The sequence below is a fragment of the Streptomyces camponoticapitis genome, assembly GCF_014646115.1.
Taxonomy (GTDB): Bacteria; Actinomycetota; Actinomycetes; order Streptomycetales; family Streptomycetaceae; genus Streptomyces; species Streptomyces camponoticapitis.
On record NZ_BMMV01000019.1, the window covers coordinates 45,738 to 66,648 of the forward strand.

Annotated in this window: 18 protein-coding genes; 5 read left to right on the forward strand and 13 right to left on the reverse strand. The window is 72.0% G+C overall.

The window, feature by feature from the left end; all coding sequences use genetic code 11:
* Positions 1 to 99 precede the first annotated feature (99 nt).
* Positions 100 to 1,200 carry a citrate synthase 2 gene (locus IEY79_RS25690; protein WP_189109976.1) on the forward strand — a complete coding sequence of 367 codons (1,101 nt, stop codon included), beginning with the start codon at positions 100 to 102 and terminating at the stop codon, positions 1,198 to 1,200.
* A 146-nt stretch (positions 1,201 to 1,346) separates the two neighbouring features.
* Here the strand turns inward: IEY79_RS25690 and IEY79_RS25695 are convergent, their stop codons facing one another.
* The 3 genes from IEY79_RS25695 to IEY79_RS25705 all read right to left on the reverse strand — a co-directional run bounded on the left by IEY79_RS25695 (position 1,347) and on the right by IEY79_RS25705 (position 3,652).
* A complete protein-coding gene (locus tag IEY79_RS25695) occupies positions 1,347 to 1,934 on the reverse strand; it encodes a TetR/AcrR family transcriptional regulator (protein WP_189109977.1) in 588 nt (195 codons plus the stop codon).
* Entirely contained in the window at positions 1,922 to 2,656 is a 735-nt protein-coding gene (locus tag IEY79_RS25700) for an enoyl-CoA hydratase family protein (protein ID WP_189109978.1), read from the reverse strand. Before IEY79_RS25700 ends, IEY79_RS25695 begins: the two co-directional genes overlap by 13 nt.
* Before the next feature lie 216 nt (positions 2,657 to 2,872).
* Positions 2,873 to 3,652 (reverse strand): NAD(P)H-dependent oxidoreductase, encoded by a 780-nt coding sequence (locus IEY79_RS25705; RefSeq protein WP_189109979.1) that lies wholly within the window; start codon positions 3,650 to 3,652, stop codon positions 2,873 to 2,875.
* Positions 3,653 to 3,805: 153 nt separating this feature from the next.
* Between IEY79_RS25705 and IEY79_RS25710 the strand changes: the two genes are divergently transcribed.
* On the forward strand, positions 3,806 to 4,654 hold the full coding sequence (locus tag IEY79_RS25710; protein WP_189109980.1) for a helix-turn-helix transcriptional regulator: 849 nt from the start codon (positions 3,806 to 3,808) through the stop codon (positions 4,652 to 4,654).
* Positions 4,655 to 4,691: 37 nt separating this feature from the next.
* Here the strand turns inward: IEY79_RS25710 and IEY79_RS25715 are convergent, their stop codons facing one another.
* On the reverse strand, positions 4,692 to 4,901 hold the full coding sequence (locus IEY79_RS25715) for a DUF397 domain-containing protein (RefSeq protein WP_189109981.1): 210 nt from the start codon (positions 4,899 to 4,901) through the stop codon (positions 4,692 to 4,694).
* Positions 4,883 to 5,725, reverse strand: coding sequence for a helix-turn-helix domain-containing protein (locus IEY79_RS25720; RefSeq protein WP_189109982.1), 843 nt, complete (start codon positions 5,723 to 5,725; stop codon positions 4,883 to 4,885). The genes IEY79_RS25715 and IEY79_RS25720 overlap by 19 nt, the downstream gene beginning before the upstream one ends.
* A 183-nt stretch (positions 5,726 to 5,908) precedes the next feature.
* On the opposite strand from IEY79_RS25720, the gene IEY79_RS25725 reads away from it, so the two are divergent.
* The 3 genes from IEY79_RS25725 to IEY79_RS25735 all read left to right on the forward strand — a co-directional run bounded on the left by IEY79_RS25725 (position 5,909) and on the right by IEY79_RS25735 (position 7,813).
* Complete coding sequence (locus IEY79_RS25725) at positions 5,909 to 6,190, forward strand: hypothetical protein (protein WP_189109983.1); 282 nt, start codon at positions 5,909 to 5,911, stop codon at positions 6,188 to 6,190.
* Complete coding sequence (locus IEY79_RS25730; RefSeq protein ID WP_189109984.1) at positions 6,187 to 6,462, forward strand: hypothetical protein; 276 nt, start codon at positions 6,187 to 6,189, stop codon at positions 6,460 to 6,462. The genes IEY79_RS25725 and IEY79_RS25730 overlap by 4 nt, the downstream gene beginning before the upstream one ends.
* Positions 6,463 to 6,610: 148 nt before the next feature.
* Positions 6,611 to 7,813 carry a methyltransferase domain-containing protein gene (locus IEY79_RS25735; RefSeq protein WP_229701120.1) on the forward strand — a complete coding sequence of 401 codons (1,203 nt, stop codon included), beginning with the start codon at positions 6,611 to 6,613 and terminating at the stop codon, positions 7,811 to 7,813.
* Here the strand turns inward: IEY79_RS25735 and IEY79_RS25740 are convergent.
* From IEY79_RS25740 to IEY79_RS25775, 8 genes are all read right to left on the reverse strand, one after another.
* Positions 7,795 to 9,393, reverse strand: coding sequence for a 4-coumarate--CoA ligase family protein (locus IEY79_RS25740; protein WP_189109985.1), 1,599 nt, complete (start codon positions 9,391 to 9,393; stop codon positions 7,795 to 7,797). The genes IEY79_RS25735 and IEY79_RS25740 overlap by 19 nt on opposite strands.
* A 43-nt stretch (positions 9,394 to 9,436) precedes the next feature.
* Complete coding sequence (locus IEY79_RS25745; protein ID WP_189109986.1) at positions 9,437 to 10,579, reverse strand: acyl-CoA dehydrogenase family protein; 1,143 nt, start codon at positions 10,577 to 10,579, stop codon at positions 9,437 to 9,439.
* Positions 10,576 to 12,522: an acetyl/propionyl/methylcrotonyl-CoA carboxylase subunit alpha gene (locus tag IEY79_RS25750; protein ID WP_189109987.1), complete on the reverse strand. Its 1,947-nt coding sequence runs from the start codon at positions 12,520 to 12,522 to the stop codon at positions 10,576 to 10,578. Before IEY79_RS25750 ends, IEY79_RS25745 begins: the two co-directional genes overlap by 4 nt.
* A gap of 15 nt (positions 12,523 to 12,537) precedes the next feature.
* Positions 12,538 to 14,142 carry an acyl-CoA carboxylase subunit beta gene (locus tag IEY79_RS25755; RefSeq protein WP_189109988.1) on the reverse strand — a complete coding sequence of 535 codons (1,605 nt, stop codon included), beginning with the start codon at positions 14,140 to 14,142 and terminating at the stop codon, positions 12,538 to 12,540.
* A complete protein-coding gene (locus tag IEY79_RS25760; RefSeq protein ID WP_189109989.1) occupies positions 14,139 to 15,872 on the reverse strand; it encodes an acyclic terpene utilization AtuA family protein in 1,734 nt (577 codons plus the stop codon). Before IEY79_RS25760 ends, IEY79_RS25755 begins: the two co-directional genes overlap by 4 nt.
* A gap of 2 nt (positions 15,873 to 15,874) precedes the next feature.
* Positions 15,875 to 16,666 carry a TIGR03084 family metal-binding protein gene (locus IEY79_RS25765; protein WP_189109990.1) on the reverse strand — a complete coding sequence of 264 codons (792 nt, stop codon included), beginning with the start codon at positions 16,664 to 16,666 and terminating at the stop codon, positions 15,875 to 15,877.
* 100 nt (positions 16,667 to 16,766) lie between these two features.
* Entirely contained in the window at positions 16,767 to 17,834 is a 1,068-nt protein-coding gene (locus tag IEY79_RS25770; RefSeq protein WP_189109991.1) for an EamA family transporter, read from the reverse strand.
* A 212-nt stretch (positions 17,835 to 18,046) separates the two neighbouring features.
* Positions 18,047 to 20,911: an FAD-binding and (Fe-S)-binding domain-containing protein gene (locus IEY79_RS25775; protein ID WP_189110091.1), complete on the reverse strand. Its 2,865-nt coding sequence runs from the start codon at positions 20,909 to 20,911 to the stop codon at positions 18,047 to 18,049.

Sequence of the window (20,911 nt, forward strand, 5' to 3'; positions counted from 1 at the left end):
CCGACAACTTCTGACATCGGATGCGCGGGCCGTAGGCCGTCAGCCGTCGTCCGGTTCAGCCGACCGCTTCCGCGTCAGTCACACCAGAGGAGCCGCCTGATGTCCGATTTCGTACCCGGGCTCGAAGGAGTCGTCGCTTTCGAGACGGAGATCGCCGAACCGGACAAGGAGGGCGGCGCCCTCCGTTACCGGGGCGTCGACATCGAGGACCTGGTCGGCCGCGTCTCGTACGGGAACGTGTGGGGCCTGCTCGTCGACGGCGCCTTCAACCCCGGGCTGCCGCCGGCCGAGCCCTTCCCCATCCCCGTCCACTCCGGCGACATCCGCGTAGACGTCCAGTCGGCGCTCGCCATGCTCGCCCCCGTCTGGGGCCTCAAACCGCTCCTCGACACCGACGAGCGCACCGCCCGCGACGACCTGGCGCGGGCCGCGGTGATGGCCCTGTCGTACGTGGCGCAGTCGGCGCGCGGGCAGGGCGTGCCGATGGTGCCGCAGAGCGAGATCGACAAGGCGGAGTCCGTCGTCGAGCGCTTCATGATCCGCTGGCGCGGGGAGCCCGACCCCCGGCATGTGAAGGCGGTCGACGCGTACTGGACGTCGGCGGCCGAGCACGGCATGAACGCCTCGACCTTCACCGCCCGCGTCATCGCCTCGACCGGCGCGGACGTCGCCGCGGCCCTCTCGGGAGCCGTCGGCGCGATGTCCGGCCCGCTGCACGGCGGCGCCCCGTCGCGCGTCCTCGGCATGATCGAGGAGATCGAGCGGATGGGCGACGCGACGGCCTATGTGAAGCAGGCGCTCGACAAGGGCGAGCGGCTGATGGGCTTCGGCCACCGCGTGTACCGGGCGGAGGACCCGCGCGCCCGCGTGCTGCGGCGTACGGCGAAGGAGCTGGACGCGCCGCGTTACGAGGTCGCGGAGGCACTGGAGAAGGCGGCGCTGGAGGAGCTGCACGCGCGCCGTCCGGACCGGGTGCTGGCGACGAACGTGGAGTTCTGGGCGGCGATCATGCTGGACTTCGCGGAGGTGCCCGCGAACATGTTCACGTCGATGTTCACCTGCGCGCGTACGGCGGGCTGGTCGGCGCACATCCTGGAGCAGAAGCGGACGGGGCGGCTGGTGCGGCCGTCGGCGCGGTACGTGGGTCCGGGGCCGCGCGACCCGCGTGAGATCGAGGGCTACGAAGACATCGCGTCCTGACGGAGACGTCCTCGGTCACCGACCGGAAGGCACCGCGTGGCGCGCGGTGCCTTCCGGCGTATCCGACCGGATCAGGCGTCGAGCAGGTACCAGCCCGCCGGAAGGGCGGCCTCGTCAACCTGACCGCAAGCGGACATGAGGAGCCGTCAGCCGAGCGCCGTGTCCACGATGCTCGCCCACTGCGCCACCACCCGTTTCCGCCGCTGCGTGTCGTCCGTCAGCAGGGTGGCCAGGCCCAGCCCCCGCGCCATGTCCAGCAGCCCCTGGATCGTCTCGCGCACGCCGGGCACCGACTCGTCCGCGCCCAGCAGTTCGACGGTCATCCGGTGCGCCTCGCGCCCGACGCGCCCTTCGAGTTCGGTGACGCGGGCCCGCAACTGCTCCTCGTTGGACGCGGCGACCCACAGATGCAGCGCGGCCCGGAACAGCGGGCCGGTGTAGAGCGCCACGACCTCCTCGACCACCTCGCGGCGGCGGTCGGGCCCGGTCGGCACGAGGCCGCGCAGGGCGCTGGTGCGCTCCTCGGCGACGTACTCGACGGCCGCCGTGAACAGGTCCTCGCGGGTGGGGAAGTGATGCTGCGCCGCGCCGCGCGACACCCCGGCGCGTTCGGCGACGACCGAGACGGTCGAACCGGCCCAGCCGTGTTCGGCCAGGCATGCCACCGCGGCCTCCAGCAGTCGCCTGCGGGTGACACGGCTGCGGTCCTGCTTGGGCGCGGCTACCGAACCCATGCCGCGTCCCGCCGCTCGACGAACGCCGCCATGCCCTCGCGGGCCTCGGCCGTGGCGAAGAGCGACGCGGAGCGCTGTACGAGATCCTCCGCGTACTGCTCGAAGGTCTCCAGCACCCGCGCGTTGAGCAACTTCTTCGATTCGGCCAGGCCCTGCGGGGAGCCTCTTCGCAGGGCGTCGAGGAGCGGGGCGAGCGCGGTGTCCACGTCGTCGGCGACCTCGGTGATCAGCCCGTCGGTCAGGGCCTCGGCCGCGCCGAAGGTCTCCCCGGTGAGGTAGTGGCGGGCGGCGGCGCGCGGCGCCATGCGGGGCAGCAGGGGCATCGAGATGACGGCGGGCGCGACGCCGATCCGCACCTCCGTGAAGGCGAAGTCCGAGTCGCTGGACGCGATCACGATGTCGCACGCCCCGAGCAGCCCCAGGCCACCGGCCCGCACATGGCCGGTGACACGGGCGACGACGGGCTTCGGGTGCGCGACGATCTGCCGCATGAGCGCGACGAAGGTGTACGGGTTCGGCGGCTCCTTCAGATCGGCGCCCGCGCAGAAGGTGGTACCGGTGTGGCTGAGCACCACGGCCCGTACGGACGGATCCCCGGCGCAGCCACTGAGCCCGTCGGCCAACTCGTCGACGAGCCGCGCCGACAGGGCGTTGCGCTTCGCGGGCGCGTCCATGGTCAAGGTGGTGATACCGCGCTCGTGCGCGGTCGCGACCAGCGTCACGTGGTCTCCGTCTCCCTTTCGCGGTCCGGATGCGAAGGTTCAGAGAGTGACAGCGTGCGCGGAATCAATCAAGCGAGCCCACGGTATTCCCGCCCCGCCGACCCGACCGGACCCAAGTCCCGCCCCACACCGGCTCCTTCCGTACGCCCCGGTGATCAGCGTGGGGGCTGAACGGTGTCGCTGGACGGTATTGGTCAGCGGTCCTGGGCGAGTCGGCTAACCGCGCACGTGCAGGCCGAAACTCTTGCGGCCCGGCACTTCCAGGCCCTCCTTCAAACGCAGTGACGGGATCTCGTAGTCACCGAAGTTCTGGCGCCGGAACGCGATCGGCTCGGTCGTCTCCAGCGACAGCAGCCGCTCCGTCCACGCCTTCGCGGCGTCCTCGAAGTCGCTGCCGGTGATCTTGTCGGCGCCGTACAGCACGAACGGCGGCAGCACCTCCAATCCCGGGTAGTACAGGATCCCGTGGTGAATCGGGAACAGCAGGTCCTGGATGGGGCCGTTGATCCCGCGATCGGTGTAGTGGGACTCCGGACCCCCGACGGTCACCGACAGGATCGCCCGCCGCCCCTGTAGCGTCCCCTCACCGAAACGCTCGCCGTACCGCGTCTCGTCGTGCACTCCGACTCCGTACGCGAAGTGGAAGGAGAACACCCGGTCCACCCAGCCTTTGAGGATCGCCGGCATCGTGTACCACCACATCGGGAACTGGAAGACCACCGTGTCGGCCCACAGCAGCTTCTCCTGCTCGGCCGCCACGTCGAGTGTGAGCGCGCCGGCGTCGTATGCCCCGGCCGAACTCGGCACCACCCGCAGCGGGCTCGTGGCGTGCTCGCCGAAGTCCGCCGCGTCCACCACGGCTTTCCAGTTCATCGCGTACAGGTCGCTCACCCGCACCTCGTGCCCGGCGGCTTCGAGAGTGGACACGGCGAGGTCCTTCAGTGAGCCGTTCAGCGAATGCGGCTCGGGGTGGGCGTGGACAATGAGCGTCTTCATGGCTGTTCCCTTCAACAAGGTGTCGCCACAGATGCTCGGCCGCCGAGGCCGCGTCGTACAGGGGCGCCTCTTCCATCGGACGGGACTTCCTGGTACCGGCAGGACCACCTTCAGGGCCACCTTCACGTGCCTTACCGGAGCCATACTCGGGACATGGACGATCTCGCGGGCTTCCTGCGGACAAGGCGTTCCCGGGTCGACCCGGCGGCCGTCGGCATCCCCACCGACAGCCGCCGCCGGGTCGAAGGGCTGCGCCGTGAAGAGGTCGCGCACCTGTCCGGAGTCAGCGTCGACTACTACGTACGCCTGGAGCAGGGCCGCGCCACCCAGCCCTCCGAGCAGGTCCTCGACGCGCTCGCCCGCGTCCTCGGCCTCGACGAGACGGAACGCGGGCACCTTGACCGGCTCGCGCGGCAGCGCCGCCGCCGCGCGAAGGCGCCGGGCGGGCGGGTCCGGCCGGAGCTGCTGCGCGTCCTCGGCCTGGTCGCCGACGCACCCGCGCTGATCATGGACCACCGCCTGGACGTGCTCGCCGGGAACCGCCTCGCCGGGCTCCTCTACGGCCGACCGCTGCCGGGCCTGAACACCGCCCGGCACATCTTCCTCGATGAGGCCGAGCGCGGCCTCTACGCGGACTGGGAGACATGCACCCTCGACGTGGTCGGGCATCTGCGCCTGGCCGCCGGAAAATACCCCGATGACCCCCGCCTGGCTTCACTCATCGGCGAGCTGGCGATGGGCAGTGAGCGCTTCCGCCGCCTCTGGGCCCGCGCGGACGTGCGCGCCCGCACCCATGGACGCAAGGCGTACCGGCACCCGCTGGTCGGACTGCTGGAACTGCACCAGGAGAACTTCGCGCTACCGGACGAATCAGGCATGGAGCTGCTGGTGCTCTCCGCGGCCCCCGGCAGCCCCACCGAGGACGGACTGCGCCTGCTCGCGAGCCTGGGTCCGGACACCGATGACGCGCATCCCACACTGAACGCTCAGGTCCGCGAGTAACTCAACGACGCCGACCCCCGGGCCCGGGCCCGGGAGGTCAGGCGCCCAAGGCGCCGTGCTTCAGGGCAGCGACGAACGCGCCCCAGCGGGGCGCGCGGAAGATGAGCACCGGGCCGTGCGGGTTCTTGCTGTCGCGGACGGGGACGACGGGGGCGAGGTCGTCGGAAACCTCCACACAGGCGCCACCGTCCTGGTTGCTGTAGCTGCTCTTACGCCAAGTCACGGCGGTCAGGTCGACGGTTCGCACGAGAATTCCTCCAACATACGCAGGATGAGTTTCCTCGACTTTGCCGGGGACAGCGCGAGGTCGCGTACTGAATCGTACGTGAGCTGCAACCGCTCAACAGGCGCTGTTTCCTCGATGAGTTCACCCCGGTAGCCGTTCTCGGTGTACGCCACCGTGCGACCGTCCGGAAGTCGCAGGTACCACATGTCGGCGCTCACCAGGCCATGCAGCCCTGCGCCGAACGGCAATACCTGAACCGTCACCCCTGCCCGCTCCGACATCGCCCCCAAGTACTCCAACTGCCCCCGCCACTCCCCCACATCCGTCAGCGGCGTCCGCAGCACCGACTCCGACAGGATCGTTCGGAACGGTGGCGCGCTGTCCCCCTCCAGGAGCTCCCGCCGCCCCATCCGCGCCTCAACCTGCTGGTCCAGCTCCTCGCCCTTGAGGCCACCCGCCGCCAGCAACTCCCGGGCGTAGCCCTCCGTCTGCAACAACCCCGGCAGCACACTCACCGCGAAGTGCCACAGGCTCGTCGCCTCCGCCTCCAGCGCCATGTAGCGCCGATAGCCCTCCCGGAACTGCGACTTGTCGCTCACCGCCAATTCCCACAGCGCGAGCAGCAACCCCGGGGTCCCGTAGTACGTGTCGAGCGCCTGGACGACCTCCGGGCCGCCCAGCGTCTCGCCCTTCTCCATCTTGCCGAACAACGACCAGTCCCAGCCCAGCCGTTCGCCGAGCTGACGCAGGCTCTGACCCCGCGCGGTGCGCAGTAAGCGCAGTTCCTCGGCGAACCGCGCGGGGGGTTCCCTGCTGCGGCCCGTGACCACTCGTCTGGTCGGCATGGCGCTGCCCTCCGTGGAAGGTGTGGAAGTTGCTCCGCCCGCGCCGGAAGCAGCGAAGGCCAACGGCGATGTCGGGGCCCCGGCGGGCACATCCTCGTAACGAGACCCTCACGCACGGTAATTCACGTCAAGCGTGCCGGGCGGAGAAACCGCACAACGATCAGCCGAAGGAGCCCCCCCCCCATGACGCCAGCGACTTCCAAGCCCCCGCTCCCCCGCCGCACCCCGCAGCGCGTCGCCACCGACAAGATTCAGGAGGCGGTCGACGCGCGGGATGTGCCGGCAGCGGCGCTGACGAGCGTCGGTATTCAACTGCCCGCGATGGATGTCCGTACGCCGTGGCCGGTCACCGACGACAGCGACGCCGGACAAGCCACGCGTTACGCCCTGGTCCATCTCGGTGTCTGCTCCGCACCCGTCGCCCTCGCGCTCGCGGCAGTGATCGTGGAAGGCGCCGGCCGGTGACAGACGGTGTCCGGGTCGGGGACACCGTCCACGACACGGCCCGGGACCGCGTCGGCGTCGTAATGGCCCGCCAGGGCCCGTACGTCCAGCTCCGCCCGCTCGGCGGCGGACGCGAGTGGGACGCCGACCCCGCCCACGTCCGGCTGCTGACCCCGGCCGAACTGCTCAGCGCCCGCGTCGCCGACGTCAACACCCGTAGTCGCGAAGGTCTCGTCGGCGTACGGGAGGACCACACAATGAGGCTCCATGCCTCGCACGGAGGAGAACAGTGAACATTCGACTGAGCACCCAATTCGCACACGGCAGCGGGCAGGGCGGAGACGAGGGCGAAGGGGACGGGCACCCCGGTCAGCCGTGGTCACCGACCGACGAGCCGCACCCGGACGGTACGACGCCTCCCGGCGACGGAGACCACCGGAAGTGACGACCTCCGATGAGCAGGCGGGGCGGCCCACCCGTGAGGAGTTGGGCCGTCTCCTCCTGAACGAGGGTTCTGTGGCGCCCGATTGGGCCGGGGCCTATCAGGACGTGCCCCGCTCCCGCTTCCTGCCGGACGTGATGTGGCCGCACGACATGACTACCGGCCGAAATGTCACCGTCGACAAAGGGCAGGACCCACAGGCTTGGCAGAGGTACGCCGACTCGGACGCCCCCATCGTCACCCAATGGGACGAGGGCGCGCACGACGGCAACGAGCCCGGAAAGGTGTTCAGTTCGTCCTGGTCCATGCCGAGCCTGGTCTTCTCCATGCTGGCCGACCTTGATGTGAGGCCAGGCCAGCGCGTGTTGGAGATCGGCGCGGGCACGGGATGGAACGCGGCGCTTCTCGCCCATCGTCTCGGTGCCGGGAACGTCGTCACCGTGGAAGTGGACCGCGCCGTCGCGGCCGGGGCACAGGAGTCGTTGAACCGCTTCGGACTCCCGGTGGAAGTGGTGCACGGAGACGGCTTCCTCGGGTACCCGGAACGGGCCCCGTACGACCGTCTGATCGCCATCTGTGGTCTGCGAAGGATTCCGTTCGCGTGGGTGGAGCAGTCCAGCCCGCAAGGGGTGATCCTCGTTCCCTGGGGGACCTACTACGGGCCTGGCGAAGCCACGGCCCGCCTGGTGGTCGCCGAAGACCGCCGGAGTGCGTCAGGACCGTTCTCCCGGCCGGTGGCATTCATGCGCATGCGCTCTCAGCGGTTCGTGTGGCCCCGGCATGACGCCCACGTACCGGCGGGCGCGATGGACGCCGCGGACACGTCGTTCACAACGATGGCCGAGGCCCAACTCCGGGGCACGGGACCCTTCGACGTGACCGGATTCGCTCTGGGCCTGCGCGTGCCCGACGTCGCGCACACCGTCGACCGCGAACGTGACGGCAGGCGGGCCGTGTGGTTCTACGGACTCTCGGACACGTCGTGGGCGGTCGTGGTGTTCCGCGACGGCCGGAAGGAAGCCAAGGTGTACCAATCGGGCCCCCGGCGCCTGTGGGACGAAGTGGAAGCCGCGCACAGGTGGTGGGTGGAGCAGAAACGACCCGGCTTCGACCGGTTCGGCCTGACCGTGGACTCCGACGGCGAGCGGGCTTGGCTGGACTCACCGGACAACCCCGTGGGCCGTCACGTGGTCTCCGGCTGACTCTCGCGCTCCTCCCGTGTCCGCAGTTCGCGTCTGAGGATCTTGCCGGAGGCAGCCCGGGGGACTCCCCCGATGAACTCGACCCGGCGCACCTTCTTGTGCGGGGCCACGTGTTCGGCGACGTAGCACATGACGTCCGCCTCCGTCAGTCCGGCCGCTCCGGACTGGCGGACTATGTACGCCTTGGGGATCTCGTTGCCGTCCTCGTCCTGGACGCCGATGACCGCCGCGTCGGCTATGGACTCGTGGGCCAGCAGCAGTGCTTCGAGGTCGGCGGGGGCGACCTGGAAGCCCTTGTACTTGATGAGCTCCTTCACCCGGTCGACCACGAACAGCCAGCCGTCGGCGTCGACGCGGCCGATGTCGCCGGTGTGGACCCAGCCATCGGTGTCGATCATGTGGGCGGTCTCCTCGGGGCGGCCCAGGTAGCCCTTCATCACCTGCGGGCCCCGGATGAGTACTTCACCGTCGGTGCCGACGGGGGCGTCCTTGCCGGGGTCGTCGAGGGAGACCACGCGCATTTCGGTGCTGGGCAGGAGCTTGCCCACGGCTCCGGCGGGCGGGTCGTCGGCGTCGAGCGGGACGACGTGCGTGCCCGGTGACAGCTCGGTCATGCCGTACGCCTGGCGGACGGGCGGCAGCCGCAGCCGGGCCGAACAGGCCGCGGCGAGGCGGGCGTCGAGGGGCGCGGCGGCGCTGACGATGTAGTCGAGGGAGGAGAGGTCGTAGCGGGCGACGGCCGGGTGCTTCGCGAGCGCGAGGACGATCGGCGGGGCGACGTACAGGCCGTTGATCCGGTGCGTCTCGATCGCGCCGAGGAACTGGTCGAGTTCGAAGCGCGGCAGTACGACGACGGTCGCGCCTTTCCGCAAGGGAGCGTTCATCAGGGCCGTGAGGCCGTAGATGTGGAAGAAGGGGAGCACCGCGAGTATGCGGTCGCCGGGGCGCATGGGCATGACGGGGTCGAGCTGCGCGAGGTTGGTGGCGATCGAGCGGTGCGTCAGCATGACGCCCTTGGGGGAGGCGGTGGTGCCGGAGGAGTACGGGAGGGCGGCGATGGACTCGGCGGGGTCGATGGCGATGTCGACGGCCACGCCGGTATCGGTGGCGATCATGTCGAGGATCGAACGGTGGCCCGGCGCCCGGTCGCAGACGAAGATCTCCTCGATGCCGCCCACCAACTCCGCCGATCTGCGGGCGACTTCGAGCAGGGGCGACACCGTGACGATCCACCGCGCGGAGGAGTCCCGGAGCTGCTTCGCGAACTCCTCGGCGGTGGACAGCGGATGGACGGTGGTGACGGAGGCCCCGGCGCGGGTGGCCCCGTAGAACGCGACCGGATACGCGACGGTGTTGGGGCTGTGCAGGGCCAGTACGTCGCCCTCGCGCAGACCGGCCTCCCGCAGGCCGGCGGCGGTACGGCGGTGGAAGAGGTCCAGTTGGGCGTAGGTGACGGTGGTGCCGTTCGTACCGTCCACGAGGGCGACGGTCTCGCCGAACTCCGCCGCGCGGCCGAGAACCGCGTCGTGGATCGGCAGGTCGACCGGTGCGACATCCGCGTACTCGCTGTGAAAGATCATGACGACGACCCCTTCGACGCGTGGACGGACAGAATGGCCTGTCTCAGTACGACTTGGGGAGACCCAGGGACTGGTGGGATATGTAGTTCAGGATCATTTCGCGGCTGACGGGCGCGATACGGGCCACGCGTGAGGCCGTGATGAGGGACGCCAGACCGTACTCGCGGGTGAGGCCGTTGCCGCCGAGGGTGTGTACGGCCTGGTCCACCGCGCGTACGCAGGCCTCCGCCGCCGCGTACTTGGCCATGTTGGCGGCCTCGCCCGCGGCGGCGTCGTCCCCCGAGTCGTAGAGGTACGCGGCCTTGCGCGTCATCAGGCGGGCGAGTTCGATCTCGATGTGCGCCTGGGCGAGCGGGTGCGCGATGGCCTGGTGGGCGCCGATGGGCTGCTTCCAGACCTGCCGGGTCTTGGCGTAGTCGACGGCCTTGTCGAGCGCGTGGCGGGCCATGCCGAGGGCGAAGGCGGCGGTCATGACGCGTTCGGGGTTGAGGCCGGCGAAGAGCTGGAGGAGCCCGGCGTCCTCGTCGCCGACGAGGGCGCCGGCGGGCAGCCGTACGTCGTCCATGACCAGCTCGAACTGCTTCTCCACGGCCTGGAGTTCCATGTCGATCTGCGAGCGGTGGAAGCCGGGGGCGTCGCGCGGGACGATGAAGAGGCAGGGCTTGAGGGAGCCGGTTCGCGCGTCCTCGGTGCGGCCGACGATAAGGGTGGCGTCGGTGATGTCGACGCCGGAGACGAAGACCTTGCGGCCGTTGAGGATCCAGCCGCCGCCGTCCGCGTCGTCCGCCCTGCGCGCCGTGGTGGTGATGCGGTGCGAGTTGGATCCGGCGTCGGGCTCGGTGATGCCGAAGGCCATGGTGCGGGAGCCGTCGGCGAGGCCGGGCAGCCACTCACGCTTCTGCTCCTCGGTGCCGAAGCGGGCGATGACGGTGCCGCAGATGGCGGGCGACACGACCATGAGGAGCAGGGGGCAGCCCGCCGCTCCCAACTCTTCGAGAACGATGGAGAGTTCGGCGAGACCGCCGCCTCCGCCGCCGTACTCCTCGGGGAGGTTGACCCCGAGATGGCCGAGTTTGCCGGCCTCACTCCACAGGGTGTCGCGGTCGAACGCGCGGCCGTGGCGGCGGCCGAGGGCCGCGACGGAGGCGCGGAGGTCCTGGTGTTCCTGCGTTTCGACGATGCTCATCTGTCCCCCTGTGAGAGTTCGGTGACTACGGCGAGGAGCGCGCCGACCTCGACCTGGCTGCCGGGTGCGGCGTGGAGCGCGGTGAGTGTGCCGGAGACGGGAGAGACGACGCGGTGCTCCATCTTCATGGCCTCCAGCCAGATGAGCGGCTGCCCCGCGGTGACCGCGCCGCCCTCACCGATGCCCTCGGCGATCCGTACGACGGTGCCGGGCATGGGCGCGAGCAGCGAGCCGGGCGCGGCGGCGGTGCGGGGGTCGGTGAAGCGGGGGTGGGCGAGGAGGCGGTACGAGGCGGTGGGGCCGTCCACGTGGACGTGGTCGACGCCGTACTCCCCCACGTCGAAGTGGCCGCGCACTCCGTCGACTTCGAGGGTGACGCGGTCGGGTGAGACGGCGACGACGCGCACCGCGTCGTCCTCGGCGCGGAACCCGTCGCGGGTGCGGTGGTAGCGGACCTCGTGCTCGCCGTACGTCTTGGTCTGCGGCTGGGACGGGAGGTTCCGCCAGCCGCCGGCGCGGTGCCCGTGGCGCACGGCGTCGGCGAGCGCGGCGGCGAGGGCTGCGTGCCGGGCGGCGCGGTCGTCGGCGTCCGGAGCGGTGAGCGCGTCGAGGTGCCGCTCGTAGAACCCGGTGTCGACGCGCCCGGCGGCGAAGTCCGGGTGCCGCAGTGACCGTACGAGCAACTCCCGGTTGGTGACCGGCCCGTGCACCCGCGCCCGGCGGAGCGCGCCGCCCAGCAGCCGGACGGCCTCGGCCCGGGTGGGCGCCCAGGCGACGACCTTGGCGAGCATGGAGTCGTAATGCACCCCGACACGGTCACCGGGCCCGTACCCGGCGTCGACACGGATACGGGGGCGGTCGCCCGGCCCGTCAGCCGCACCGCCCCCCACCCCCGGCACCGTCAGCTCATGGATCCGCCCCGGCTGCGGAGCCCACCCCCGCGACGGGTCCTCCGCGTAGAGGCGGGCCTCCACCGCGTGGCCCCGGGGCTGCGGGGTGCTCTCGGGGAGCTTCGCTCCCTCCGACAGGGCGAGTTGGAGCGCCACCAGGTCCACGCCGAACACCTCCTCCGTCACCGGGTGTTCGACCTGGAGGCGGGTGTTCATCTCCAGGAAGTACGCGCGGCCCGCCGGCGAGATCAGGAACTCGACCGTGCCCGCGCCCCGGTACTCCACCGCGCGCGCCGCCGCGACCGCCGCGTCCGTGAGGGCCGCGCGCAGCTCCGCGGGCAGGCCCGGGGCCGGGGACTCCTCGATCACCTTCTGGTGCCGCCGTTGCAGCGAGCAGTCGCGCGTGCCCAGCGCCCACACCGTGCCGTGCGCGTCGGCGAGGATCTGGACCTCGACGTGCCGGCCGGCTTCCACGTACGGCTCCGCGAAGACCTCGCCGTCACCGAACGCCGACAGCGCCTCAGCCGAGGCCGCCGCCAACTCATCGGCCAGATCGGGCAGTTGACGGACCACGCGCATCCCGCGCCCGCCACCGCCCGCCGCCGCCTTGATCAGCAGCGGCAGATCCGCCTCCGTCACCGATGCCGGGTCCACCGGCGCCAGGAGGGGGACGCCGGCCGCCGCCATCAGCTCCTTCGCCCTCGTCTTGGAGGCCATCGCCTCGATCGCCTCCGGCGGCGGCCCCACCCACACCAGCCCCGCGTCCAGCACCGCCCGCGCGAACTCGGCGTTCTCCGAGAGGAATCCGTAGCCGGGGTGCACCGCGTCCGCGCCCGCCGCGAGAGCCGCCTTCACGATCAGCTCGCCGCGCAGATATGTCTCGACGGGGGCCGATCCCGGCAGCCGTACCGCCGTGTCCGCCTCCCGTACGTGCAGCGCGTCGGCGTCCGCGTCCGAGAAGACCGCGACCGTGCCGATGCCCCGCTCACGGCACGTCCGGAAGACCCGGCAGGCGATCTCGCCGCGGTTCGCGACCAGAAGATTCGAGATCATCACAGTCCTCATCACTCACATTCGGAAGACGCCGAAGCCGCCCCGTACGCCCTCGACCGGCGCCGTGTGGACCGCCGACAGGCACAGGCCGAGCACCGTACGGGTGTCGCGCGGGTCGATGACCCCGTCGTCGTAGAGCCGCCCGGACAGGAACACCGGCAGTGACTCCGCCTCGATCTGCGCCTCCACCATCGCGCGCAGCGCCGCGTCGCCGTCCTCGTCGTACGGCAGGCCCTTGGCCGTCGCCGCGGCGCGGGACACGATCGACAGCACGCCCGCCAGCTGTTGCGGCCCCATCACCGCCGACTTGGCGCTCGGCCAGGCGAAGAGGAAGCGCGGGTCGTAGGCCCGGCCGCACATGCCGTAGTGCCCGGCGCCGTACGACGCGCCCATCAGGACCGACAGATGCGGGACCTTCGAGTTGGCGACCGCGTTGATCATCATCGCGCCGTGCTTGATGATGCCGCCCTGCTCGTACTCCTTGCCGACCATGTAGCCGGTGGTGTTGTGCAGGAAGACCAGGGGGATGTCGCGCTGGTTGGCGAGCTGGATGAACTGCGCGGCCTTCTGCGACTCTGCGCTGAACAGCACGCCCTGCGCGTTGGCCAACACCCCCACGGGATAGCCGTGCAGCCGCGCCCACCCCGTCACCAGGCTGGGCCCGTACAGCGGCTTGAACTCGTCGAAGTCCGAGCCGTCGACGATCCGTGCCACCACCTCGCGCGGGTCGAAGGGGATCTTCAGATCGCCGGGGACGACGCCCAGCAGTTCTTCCTCGTCGTACTTCGGCGGCTCCACGGTCGCCGGGTCCGGATCGGCGTACGCCTTGCGGTGGTTGAGGCGCGCGACGATCCGCCGCGCCTGGCGGATCGCGTCGGGCTCGTCCACCGCGTAGTGGTCGGCGAGCCCGGACGTGCGGGCGTGCATCTCGGCGCCGCCGAGCGACTCGTCGTCGCTCTCCTCGCCCGTCGCCATCTTCACGAGCGGCGGTCCGCCGAGGAAGACCTTCGACCGCTCGCCGATCATCACGGTGTGGTCGGACATGCCGGGCACATACGCCCCGCCCGCCGTCGAGTTGCCGAAGACGACCGCGACGGTGGGGATCCCGGTGGCGGACAGCCGCGTCAGGTCGCGGAAGAGCGCGCCGCCGGGGATGAAGATCTCCTTCTGGGAAGGGAGGTCGGCGCCACCGGACTCGACGAGGCTGATGAGCGGCAGCCGGTTCTCGTACGCGATCTGGTTGGCGCGCAGGGCCTTCTTCAGCGTCCAGGGGTTGGACGCGCCGCCGCGCACGGTCGGGTCGTTGGCGGTGATGACGCATTCGACGCCCTCGACCACGCCGATCCCGGTGACCATGGACGCGCCGACGGGGTAGTCGCTGCCCCAGGCGGCGAGCGGCGACAGCTCCAGGAACGGGGTGTCGGGGTCGACCAGCAGCTCGATCCGCTCGCGGGCGAGGAGCTTGCCGCGTCGACGGTGCCGGGCCACGTACTTCTCACCGCCGCCGGCCAGCGCCTTGGCGTGCTCGGTGCCGAGTTCGGCGAGTCTGCTGAGCATCTCGGCGCGGTGCGCGGCGTGTTCGGGGGACGCGGGGTCCAGCGCCGAGTGGAGCACGGTCACAGCAGAACCTCCGGGATGTCGACGTGCCGGGAGCGCAGCCACTCGCCCAGCGCCTTGGCCTGCGGGTCGAAGCGGGCCTGGGCGGCGACGCCCTCACCGAGGAGACCCTGGACCGTGAAGTTGAGGGCCCGCAAGTGGGGCAGGACGTGTCGTACGACCATCAAGTCCTGGCATTCAGGGGTGAGTTCACGGAAGAGCTCGACGGTCAGGGTGTGGGCGAGCCACCGCCAGGCCGCGTCGGTGCGGACCCAGACGCCGACGTTGGCGTCGCCGCCCTTGTCGCCGCTGCGGGCGCCGGCGACCAGGCCGAGTGGGGCGCGGCGCGTGGGCCCGGCGGGGAGCGGGTCCGGGAGCGGGGGGCCGGGGACCGGCTCAAGTGGTCCGGTGCGTACGGGAGTCGGGACCCGTATCCGGGTGCCGTCCGGCAGTACGGCGGTGTGCGGGACATCGTCCGCCGCCACGTACGCCGCCTCGAAGACGCCGTACGGCGCGCCTCTGCCGGGCGGCGCCGTCACATGGAAACCGGGATAACTGCCCAGCGCCAGCTCGACGGCGGCGCCGCTGACCGCCCGGCCGACCGCGTCCGGGTCGCTGTCGCGGACGACGAGCCGCAGCAGCGCGCTCGCGGTCTCCTCGGTGTCGGCGTCCGCCTTGTCGGTACGGGCCAGTTCCCAACGGATCTCGGCGGGCGGCTTGTTGACGCCCGGCGCCGCGAGCGCGTCGGCGACCTGGTCCCGCACCAGCCGTGCCTTCGCGTCGATGTCGAGACCGGTCAGGACGAAGACGATCTCGTTGCGCCAGCCGCCGATCCGGTTGAGCCCGACCTTCAGCGTGGGAGGCGGCGCCTCGCCACGTACGCCGGAGATCCTGACCCGGTCCGGGCCGTCCTGGGTGAGCCGTACGGTGTCCAGCCGGGCCGTCACGTCGGGGCCCGCGTACCGCGCTCCCCCGGTCTCGTAGAGCAACTGCGCGGTGACGGTGCCGATGTCGACGATCCCGCCGGTGCCGGGGTGCTTGGTGATGACGGCGGAGCCGTCCGCGTGGAGTTCGGCGAGCGGGAAGCCGGGGCGGCGGACGCCGTCTCCGCCGTCGTGGGCGGCGAAGAAGGCGTAGTTGCCGCCGGTGGCCTGGGTGCCGCACTCCAGGACGTGCCCGGCGACGACCGCGCCGGCGACCATGTCGAAGGCCCCGTCGCCGTCCCAGCCGAAGTGGGCGGCGGCGGGGCCGGTGACGAGGGCCGCGTCGGTGACCCGGCCGGTCACCACGACATCGGCGCCCGCGCGCAGGCACTCGGCGATCCCGGCGCCGCCGAGGTAGGCGTTGGCGGTGAGCACGCCCTCGCCCCAGTCGCGGGTGGTCAGCAGGTCGTCGCCCTCGACGTGCGCGACGCGCACCGGGACGCCGACGCGCTCGGCCAGTTCGCGTACGGCGGCGGCCAGTCCGGCCGGGTTCAGCCCGCCCGCGTTGGCGACGATCCGCACGCCGCGTTCGTGCGCGAGCCCGAGCCCTTCCTCCAGCTGCCGCAGGAAGGTCTTGGCGTAGCCGGACGCCGAATTCTTCAGCCGGTCGCGGCCGAGGATGAGCATGGTCAGCTCGGCGAGGTAGTCGCCGGTGACGACGTCGAGAGGGCCGCCGGTGAGCATCTCGCGCAGCGCGTCGAAGCGGTCGCCGTAGAAGCCGGAGGCGTTGCCGATCCGCAGGACGCCGGGGTCGGGGCGGGTGTCCGGCATCGTCACGCCCCCTTCGCCGGGCGGCCGGGGCCGGCCGGGCCCGCGAACGCCTGCGCGATGTCCAGCCAGTGGTCGGCGCCGGCGCCCTCGGCCCGTACCGCGAGGTCCGCGCGGTGGGCGCGCTGCGTCACGAGCAGGCAGAAGTCGAGGGCGGGCCCGGTGACGCGCTGGCCGGCGTCCTCGGGGCCGTACGCCCACAACTCTCCCCCGGGGCCGGTGAGTTCGACGCGGAAGGGGGTGGCGGGCGGCTGCTCGCCGCGTACGAAGTAGGCGTAGTCGCGGGCCCGTACGCCGATCCACGCCACATGCCGCAGCCGCGCGGTCGGCTCGCGCCGTACACCGAGGGCGTCGGCGATGTCCTGGCCGTGCGCCCAGGTCTCCATCAGACGCGCGGTCGCCATCGACGGCGCGCTCATCGGCGGCCCGTACCAGGGGAATCGGGCACCGGCGGGCAGGGCGCGGAGCGCCTTCTGGAGCCGTTCGCGGCCGTCGCGCCAGCGGGTGAGGAGCCGGCCGGGCGGCAGTACGGCGCCGGCCTCGGCGCCGTCGTCCACGAAGGTCCCGGGGGCGGCGAGCGCCTTCGCGGCCTCGTCGGCGAAGGCCTTCTCGTCGGTGACGGCGAGGAGGGTCGCGGTGTCGGTCCAGGCGAGATGGGCGATCTGGTGGGCGACGGTCCAGCCCGCCGCGGGGGTCGCGAGCGACCAGTCCGTGTCGTCCAACCCGGCTACGAGCCGGTCGACTTCCTCGCTCTCGCTGCGCAGATCGTCGAGGATGGGCGCGGCAGGGTCGGACACGTGATGCGCTCCGATCGGGCTCTCGGGACACGGCGTCGTACGTGTCCCGGGAGCATGGCAGCGCCCGGAGAAACAAGCAAGCGTGCTTGGTTTGCCGGGTCTACTTCTTGCCGCTCTCCGGGCCCGTGGGCGCCGGCTCACGATCGGCCTCCGGGGCGGTCTTCCCGGCGGTCTTCGGGGCATTGACGACCGCCGCCGCCAGCTTCTTCCGCGCCGCCTCGCGCTCGGCCCTCACCTCCTTGCGCCGGCCCGCCTGTGTCCGGACCGCGCCGACGCTCGCCGCGATGACCAGCGCGATCGCCAGAGCGTCGGTGAGGGAGAGGCTCTGGTGCAGGACGAGGAAGCCGGCCATCGCCGCGATGGCCGGTTCGATACTCATCAGGATCGCGAACGTCGGCGCGGGCAGCCGCCGCAGGGCGAGCAGTTCCAGGGTGTACGGCAGGACGGACGACATCAGCGCCACCACGAGCCCGAGCCCGATCGTGGAGGGCACCAGCAGCTTCGAACCGGCCTCCAGGATGCCCAGCGGCAGGGTCAGAAGGGCACCGAAGGTCATGGCGAGCGCGAGCCCGTCGGCCTGCGGGAAGCGCTGTCCGACGCGCGCGCTGAAGACGATGTACGTCGCCCACATCACCCCCGCCGCGAGGGCGAACGCGGCGCCCACGGGATCGAGCCGGTCGAACCCGCCACCGCTCAGCAGCAGCACACCACCGAGCGCGAGCCCGGCCCACAGCAGATTGCCGAGCCTGCGCGAGACGATCACGGAGAGGGCGAGCGGCCCGAGGACCTCCAGGGTCACGGCGGCGCCCAGCGGGATGCGGTCGGCCGCCTGGTAGAAGAGGAGATTCATGGCCGCCAGTACGGCCCCGAAGACGAGGACGGTGCCCCAGTCGGCACGCGAGTGACCGCGGACCCTGGGCCGGCAGATCACGAGCAGCACGACGGCGGCGAGCACGAGCCGCAGGGTCACCACCCCGACGACCCCGGCCCGCGGCATCAGCAGCACGGCGACCGCGGCCCCCCACTGCACGGAGAGCACCCCGCTGACGACAAGCACGACGGGCCCGAGCGGCCGGCGCGCGCTCCCGGCGGGCGCCGCACCGGTCACCGCCGCGGCCTCTGGTACCGCCACCAGGGCGCCCGCGGCCGCGGTACGCGACTCCTCCACCGGGATCCCCCTCCACTTCAGCCAGACCGATCAGGTCATTTCAATGAACTATCGCATACAACATAGTGCACCATCTGATGCGATGGTCAGCCCCCCGGTCCTCAGGCCACTGTGCCCTGCCCCACCGGTTCTCCGCGACAGGGATTCGATTGCGTGATGCCGCTCACTCAGGCGGGATGTGACAGCTCCGGGCCTTGGCGGGCGGCCACGGCCTACGACCGGTCCGACGGCTCCAGCGCCTCCGCCAGCACCTCCGCCAGGTGCCTCGCGCCGCCGTCCGACAGCTGGTCCAGTTGGGTGCGGCACGAGTAGCCGTCGGCCAGCAGCTCCGTGCCCTCCTCCCTCGACCGGACCGACGGGAGCAGTTGGTCCTCGGCGCAGGCCACCGAGACCTCGTAGTGGCCCTTCTCGAAGCCGAAGTTGCCCGCCAGTCCGCAGCAGCCGCCGCTCAACTCGCCGGTCAGGCCCGCCCGTTCGCGCAGCCGGCGCTCCGCCGCGTCGCCGAGGACCGCGTGCTGGTGGCAGTGGGTCTGGCCGGCGACCGGGCGGTTCACGCGGGGTGGCCGCCAGTCGGGGGCGCACTCCTCCAGGGTCTGGGCGAAGGTGCGTACCGACGCGGCGAGGCGGGCCGCGCGGGGGTCGTCCGCGAGGAGCTCCGGCAGGTCCGTCTTGAGCGCCGCCGCGCAGCTCGGTTCCAGGACGAGGACCGGCAGGCCCGTGTCGAGCAGCGGTTCGAGCCGGTCGAGGGTGCGGCGCATGACCGTGCGGGCCTGGTCGAGCTGGCCCGTGGAGACGTACGTCAGACCGCAGCAGACCGTGCCCGGGGGCAGGGTGAAACCCACCCCGGCCGCGTCCAGGACCCGTACCGCCGCCCGCCCCACCGACGGCGACAGGTGCTCCGTGAAGGTGTCCGGCCACAGCACCACCGCCGGGTCGCCTCCCCGCTCCCTGCCCTGCCCCCGCATCCACCGGGTGAACGTACGCGGCGCCAGGCGGGGGATCGAGCGCTCCGGTGCGATGCCGCCCGCGCGTTTGGCCAGCGCGGCGGCTCCCGGCACCCGTACCGCGGCGTTCAGCAGACGCGCGAAGGGCGCGGCCGCCCGGAGCCAGCGCGGCAGCCGCCCCATCGCGTAGTGCGCGGCGGGCCGCCGCCGGCCCGCGTAGTGGTGGTGCAGGAACTCCGCCTTGTACGTGGCCATGTCGACCCCCACCGGGCAGTCGCTGCGGCAGCCCTTGCAGGACAGGCAGAGGTCAAGCGCGTCCTTGACCTCGGTCGAGCGCCAGCCGTCCGTGACGATCTCGCCGGCGAGCATCTCGTGGAGCAGCCGGGCGCGCCCGCGCGTGGAGTGCTGTTCGTCGCCGGTCGCGCGGAACGACGGGCACATCACCCCCGCTCCCGAACTCGGCCCCTCCACCCGGCACTTGGCCACGCCCACACAGCGCCGCACGGCCGCCGAGAAGTCGCCGCCCACCACACCGTCCACCTCGCCGTCGTGCGGGTAGGCGAAGGCGACGTCGACCCGCCTGCGCGGCAGGACCTCGAAGCGAAGGTTCTCGTCCAGCCTGGCGGGCCGCGCGATCGAACCGGGGTTCAGGCCCCCCGCCGGGTCCCACACGTCCTTGAACCGCCCGAAGAGACCGGTCAGTTCGTCCCCGTACATCGTCGGCAGCAGCTCGGAGCGCGCCAGCCCGTCGCCGTGCTCGCCGGAGAGCGAGCCGCCGTGCGCGACGACGAGACCGGCGACCTCCTCGGAGAAGCGGCGGAAGCGCCGCACACCGTCGGTGCTCAACAGGTCGAAGTCGATGCGGACATGGATGCAGCCGTCGCCGAAGTGCCCGTACGGCGTGCCCCGCAGCCCGTGCTCGGCGAGCAGCGCGCGGAACTCCTTGAGATACGCGCCGAGCCGGGCGGGCGGTACGGCGCAGTCCTCCCAGCCCGGCCACGCCTCGCCGCCGTCGGCGCTGCGGGTCGCGGTGCCCGACGCGTCCTCGCGTACCCGCCACAGGGCCCGCACCCCGGCCGGGTCCGTCACGACCGTGCCGTCCAGGGCGTCCGCCGCGCGCATGATCCGCTCGGCGTGCGCGCGGGCCTCCGCGACGGTGGACCCGCCGGTCTCCACGAAGAGCCAGGCGCCGCCGCGCGGCAGGTCGTGCGGGCCGGGGACGAGGTCGTCGGCCATGCCCTCGACGGTCAGCGGGTGGTACGGCAGCAGCCCGGCAGCGGCCTCGGCCGCCGCGCTCTCGTCCGGGTAGCCGAGGACCGCGAGCACCCGCACGGGCGGCGACTCGACCAGCCGTACGACGGCTTCCGTGACGACTCCCAGCGTGCCCTCGCTGCCGCAGAAGGCGCGGGCGAGGTCGGTGCCGTTCTCGGGGAGCAGCGCGTCGATCGCGTAACCGGAGATACGGCGCGGCAGGCCCGTGGGGTAACCGGTGCGCAGAAGCGCGAGATTGGACTCCACGAGGGGGCGCAGTCCGGTGGGGGCGCCGTCCCAGCCCCGGCCGAGCCGCAGGGCGTCGCCGCCGTACGTGGTGACGGACAGCTCCTGGACGTTGTCGGCGGTCGTCCCCCACGCGACGGAGTGCGACCCGCACGAGTTGTTGCCGATCATGCCGCCGATCGTGCAGCGGCTGTGCGTGGACGGGTCGGGCCCGAAGGTCAGTCCGTGCGGCGCGACGGTGTCGCGCAGCCGGTCCAGAACGACCCCGGGCTGTACGACGGCGGTACGCGCCTCGGCGTCGACCGACACGATCGAGCGAAGATGCCGGGTGAGATCGAGGACGACCCCGACGCCGGTCGCGTTCCCCGCGATCGAGGTGCCGCCACCGCGTGGCACGACGGGTACGCCGTGCGTACGGCACACGTCGAGGGCCGCTGCGACGTCCGCCGCGTCACGGGGGGAGACGACGCCGACCGGGACCCGGCGGTAGTTGGACGCGTCCATCGTGACCAGGGCGCGGGCGGCGGAACCGAAGTCCACGTCGCCGCGCACGGCGCCGGCCAGGTCTCTGGCGAGGGCGGTCGTCGCCGCCGTGGCCGCCGTGCTCTCCACCGCCTTCGCGGGTACGTCACGCAT

Excerpts from the sequence above, each read along its gene's own strand:
- IEY79_RS25690 (WP_189109976.1), top strand. The coding sequence starts at position 100 with ATGTCCGATTTCGTACCCGGGCTCGAAGGAGTCGTCGCTTTCGAGACG.
- IEY79_RS25695 (WP_189109977.1), bottom strand. The coding sequence starts at position 1,934 with ATGGGTTCGGTAGCCGCGCCCAAGCAGGACCGCAGCCGTGTCACCCGC.
- IEY79_RS25705 (WP_189109979.1), bottom strand. The coding sequence starts at position 3,652 with ATGAAGACGCTCATTGTCCACGCCCACCCCGAGCCGCATTCGCTGAAC.
- IEY79_RS25710 (WP_189109980.1), top strand. The coding sequence starts at position 3,806 with ATGGACGATCTCGCGGGCTTCCTGCGGACAAGGCGTTCCCGGGTCGAC.
- IEY79_RS25720 (WP_189109982.1), bottom strand. The coding sequence starts at position 5,725 with ATGCCGACCAGACGAGTGGTCACGGGCCGCAGCAGGGAACCCCCCGCG.
- IEY79_RS25725 (WP_189109983.1), top strand. The coding sequence starts at position 5,909 with ATGACGCCAGCGACTTCCAAGCCCCCGCTCCCCCGCCGCACCCCGCAG.
- IEY79_RS25740 (WP_189109985.1), bottom strand. The coding sequence starts at position 9,393 with ATGATCTTTCACAGCGAGTACGCGGATGTCGCACCGGTCGACCTGCCG.
- IEY79_RS25745 (WP_189109986.1), bottom strand. The coding sequence starts at position 10,579 with ATGAGCATCGTCGAAACGCAGGAACACCAGGACCTCCGCGCCTCCGTC.
- IEY79_RS25750 (WP_189109987.1), bottom strand. The coding sequence starts at position 12,522 with ATGATCTCGAATCTTCTGGTCGCGAACCGCGGCGAGATCGCCTGCCGG.
- IEY79_RS25760 (WP_189109989.1), bottom strand. The coding sequence starts at position 15,872 with ATGCCGGACACCCGCCCCGACCCCGGCGTCCTGCGGATCGGCAACGCC.
- IEY79_RS25775 (WP_189110091.1), bottom strand. The coding sequence starts at position 20,911 with ATGCGTGACGTACCCGCGAAGGCGGTGGAGAGCACGGCGGCCACGGCG.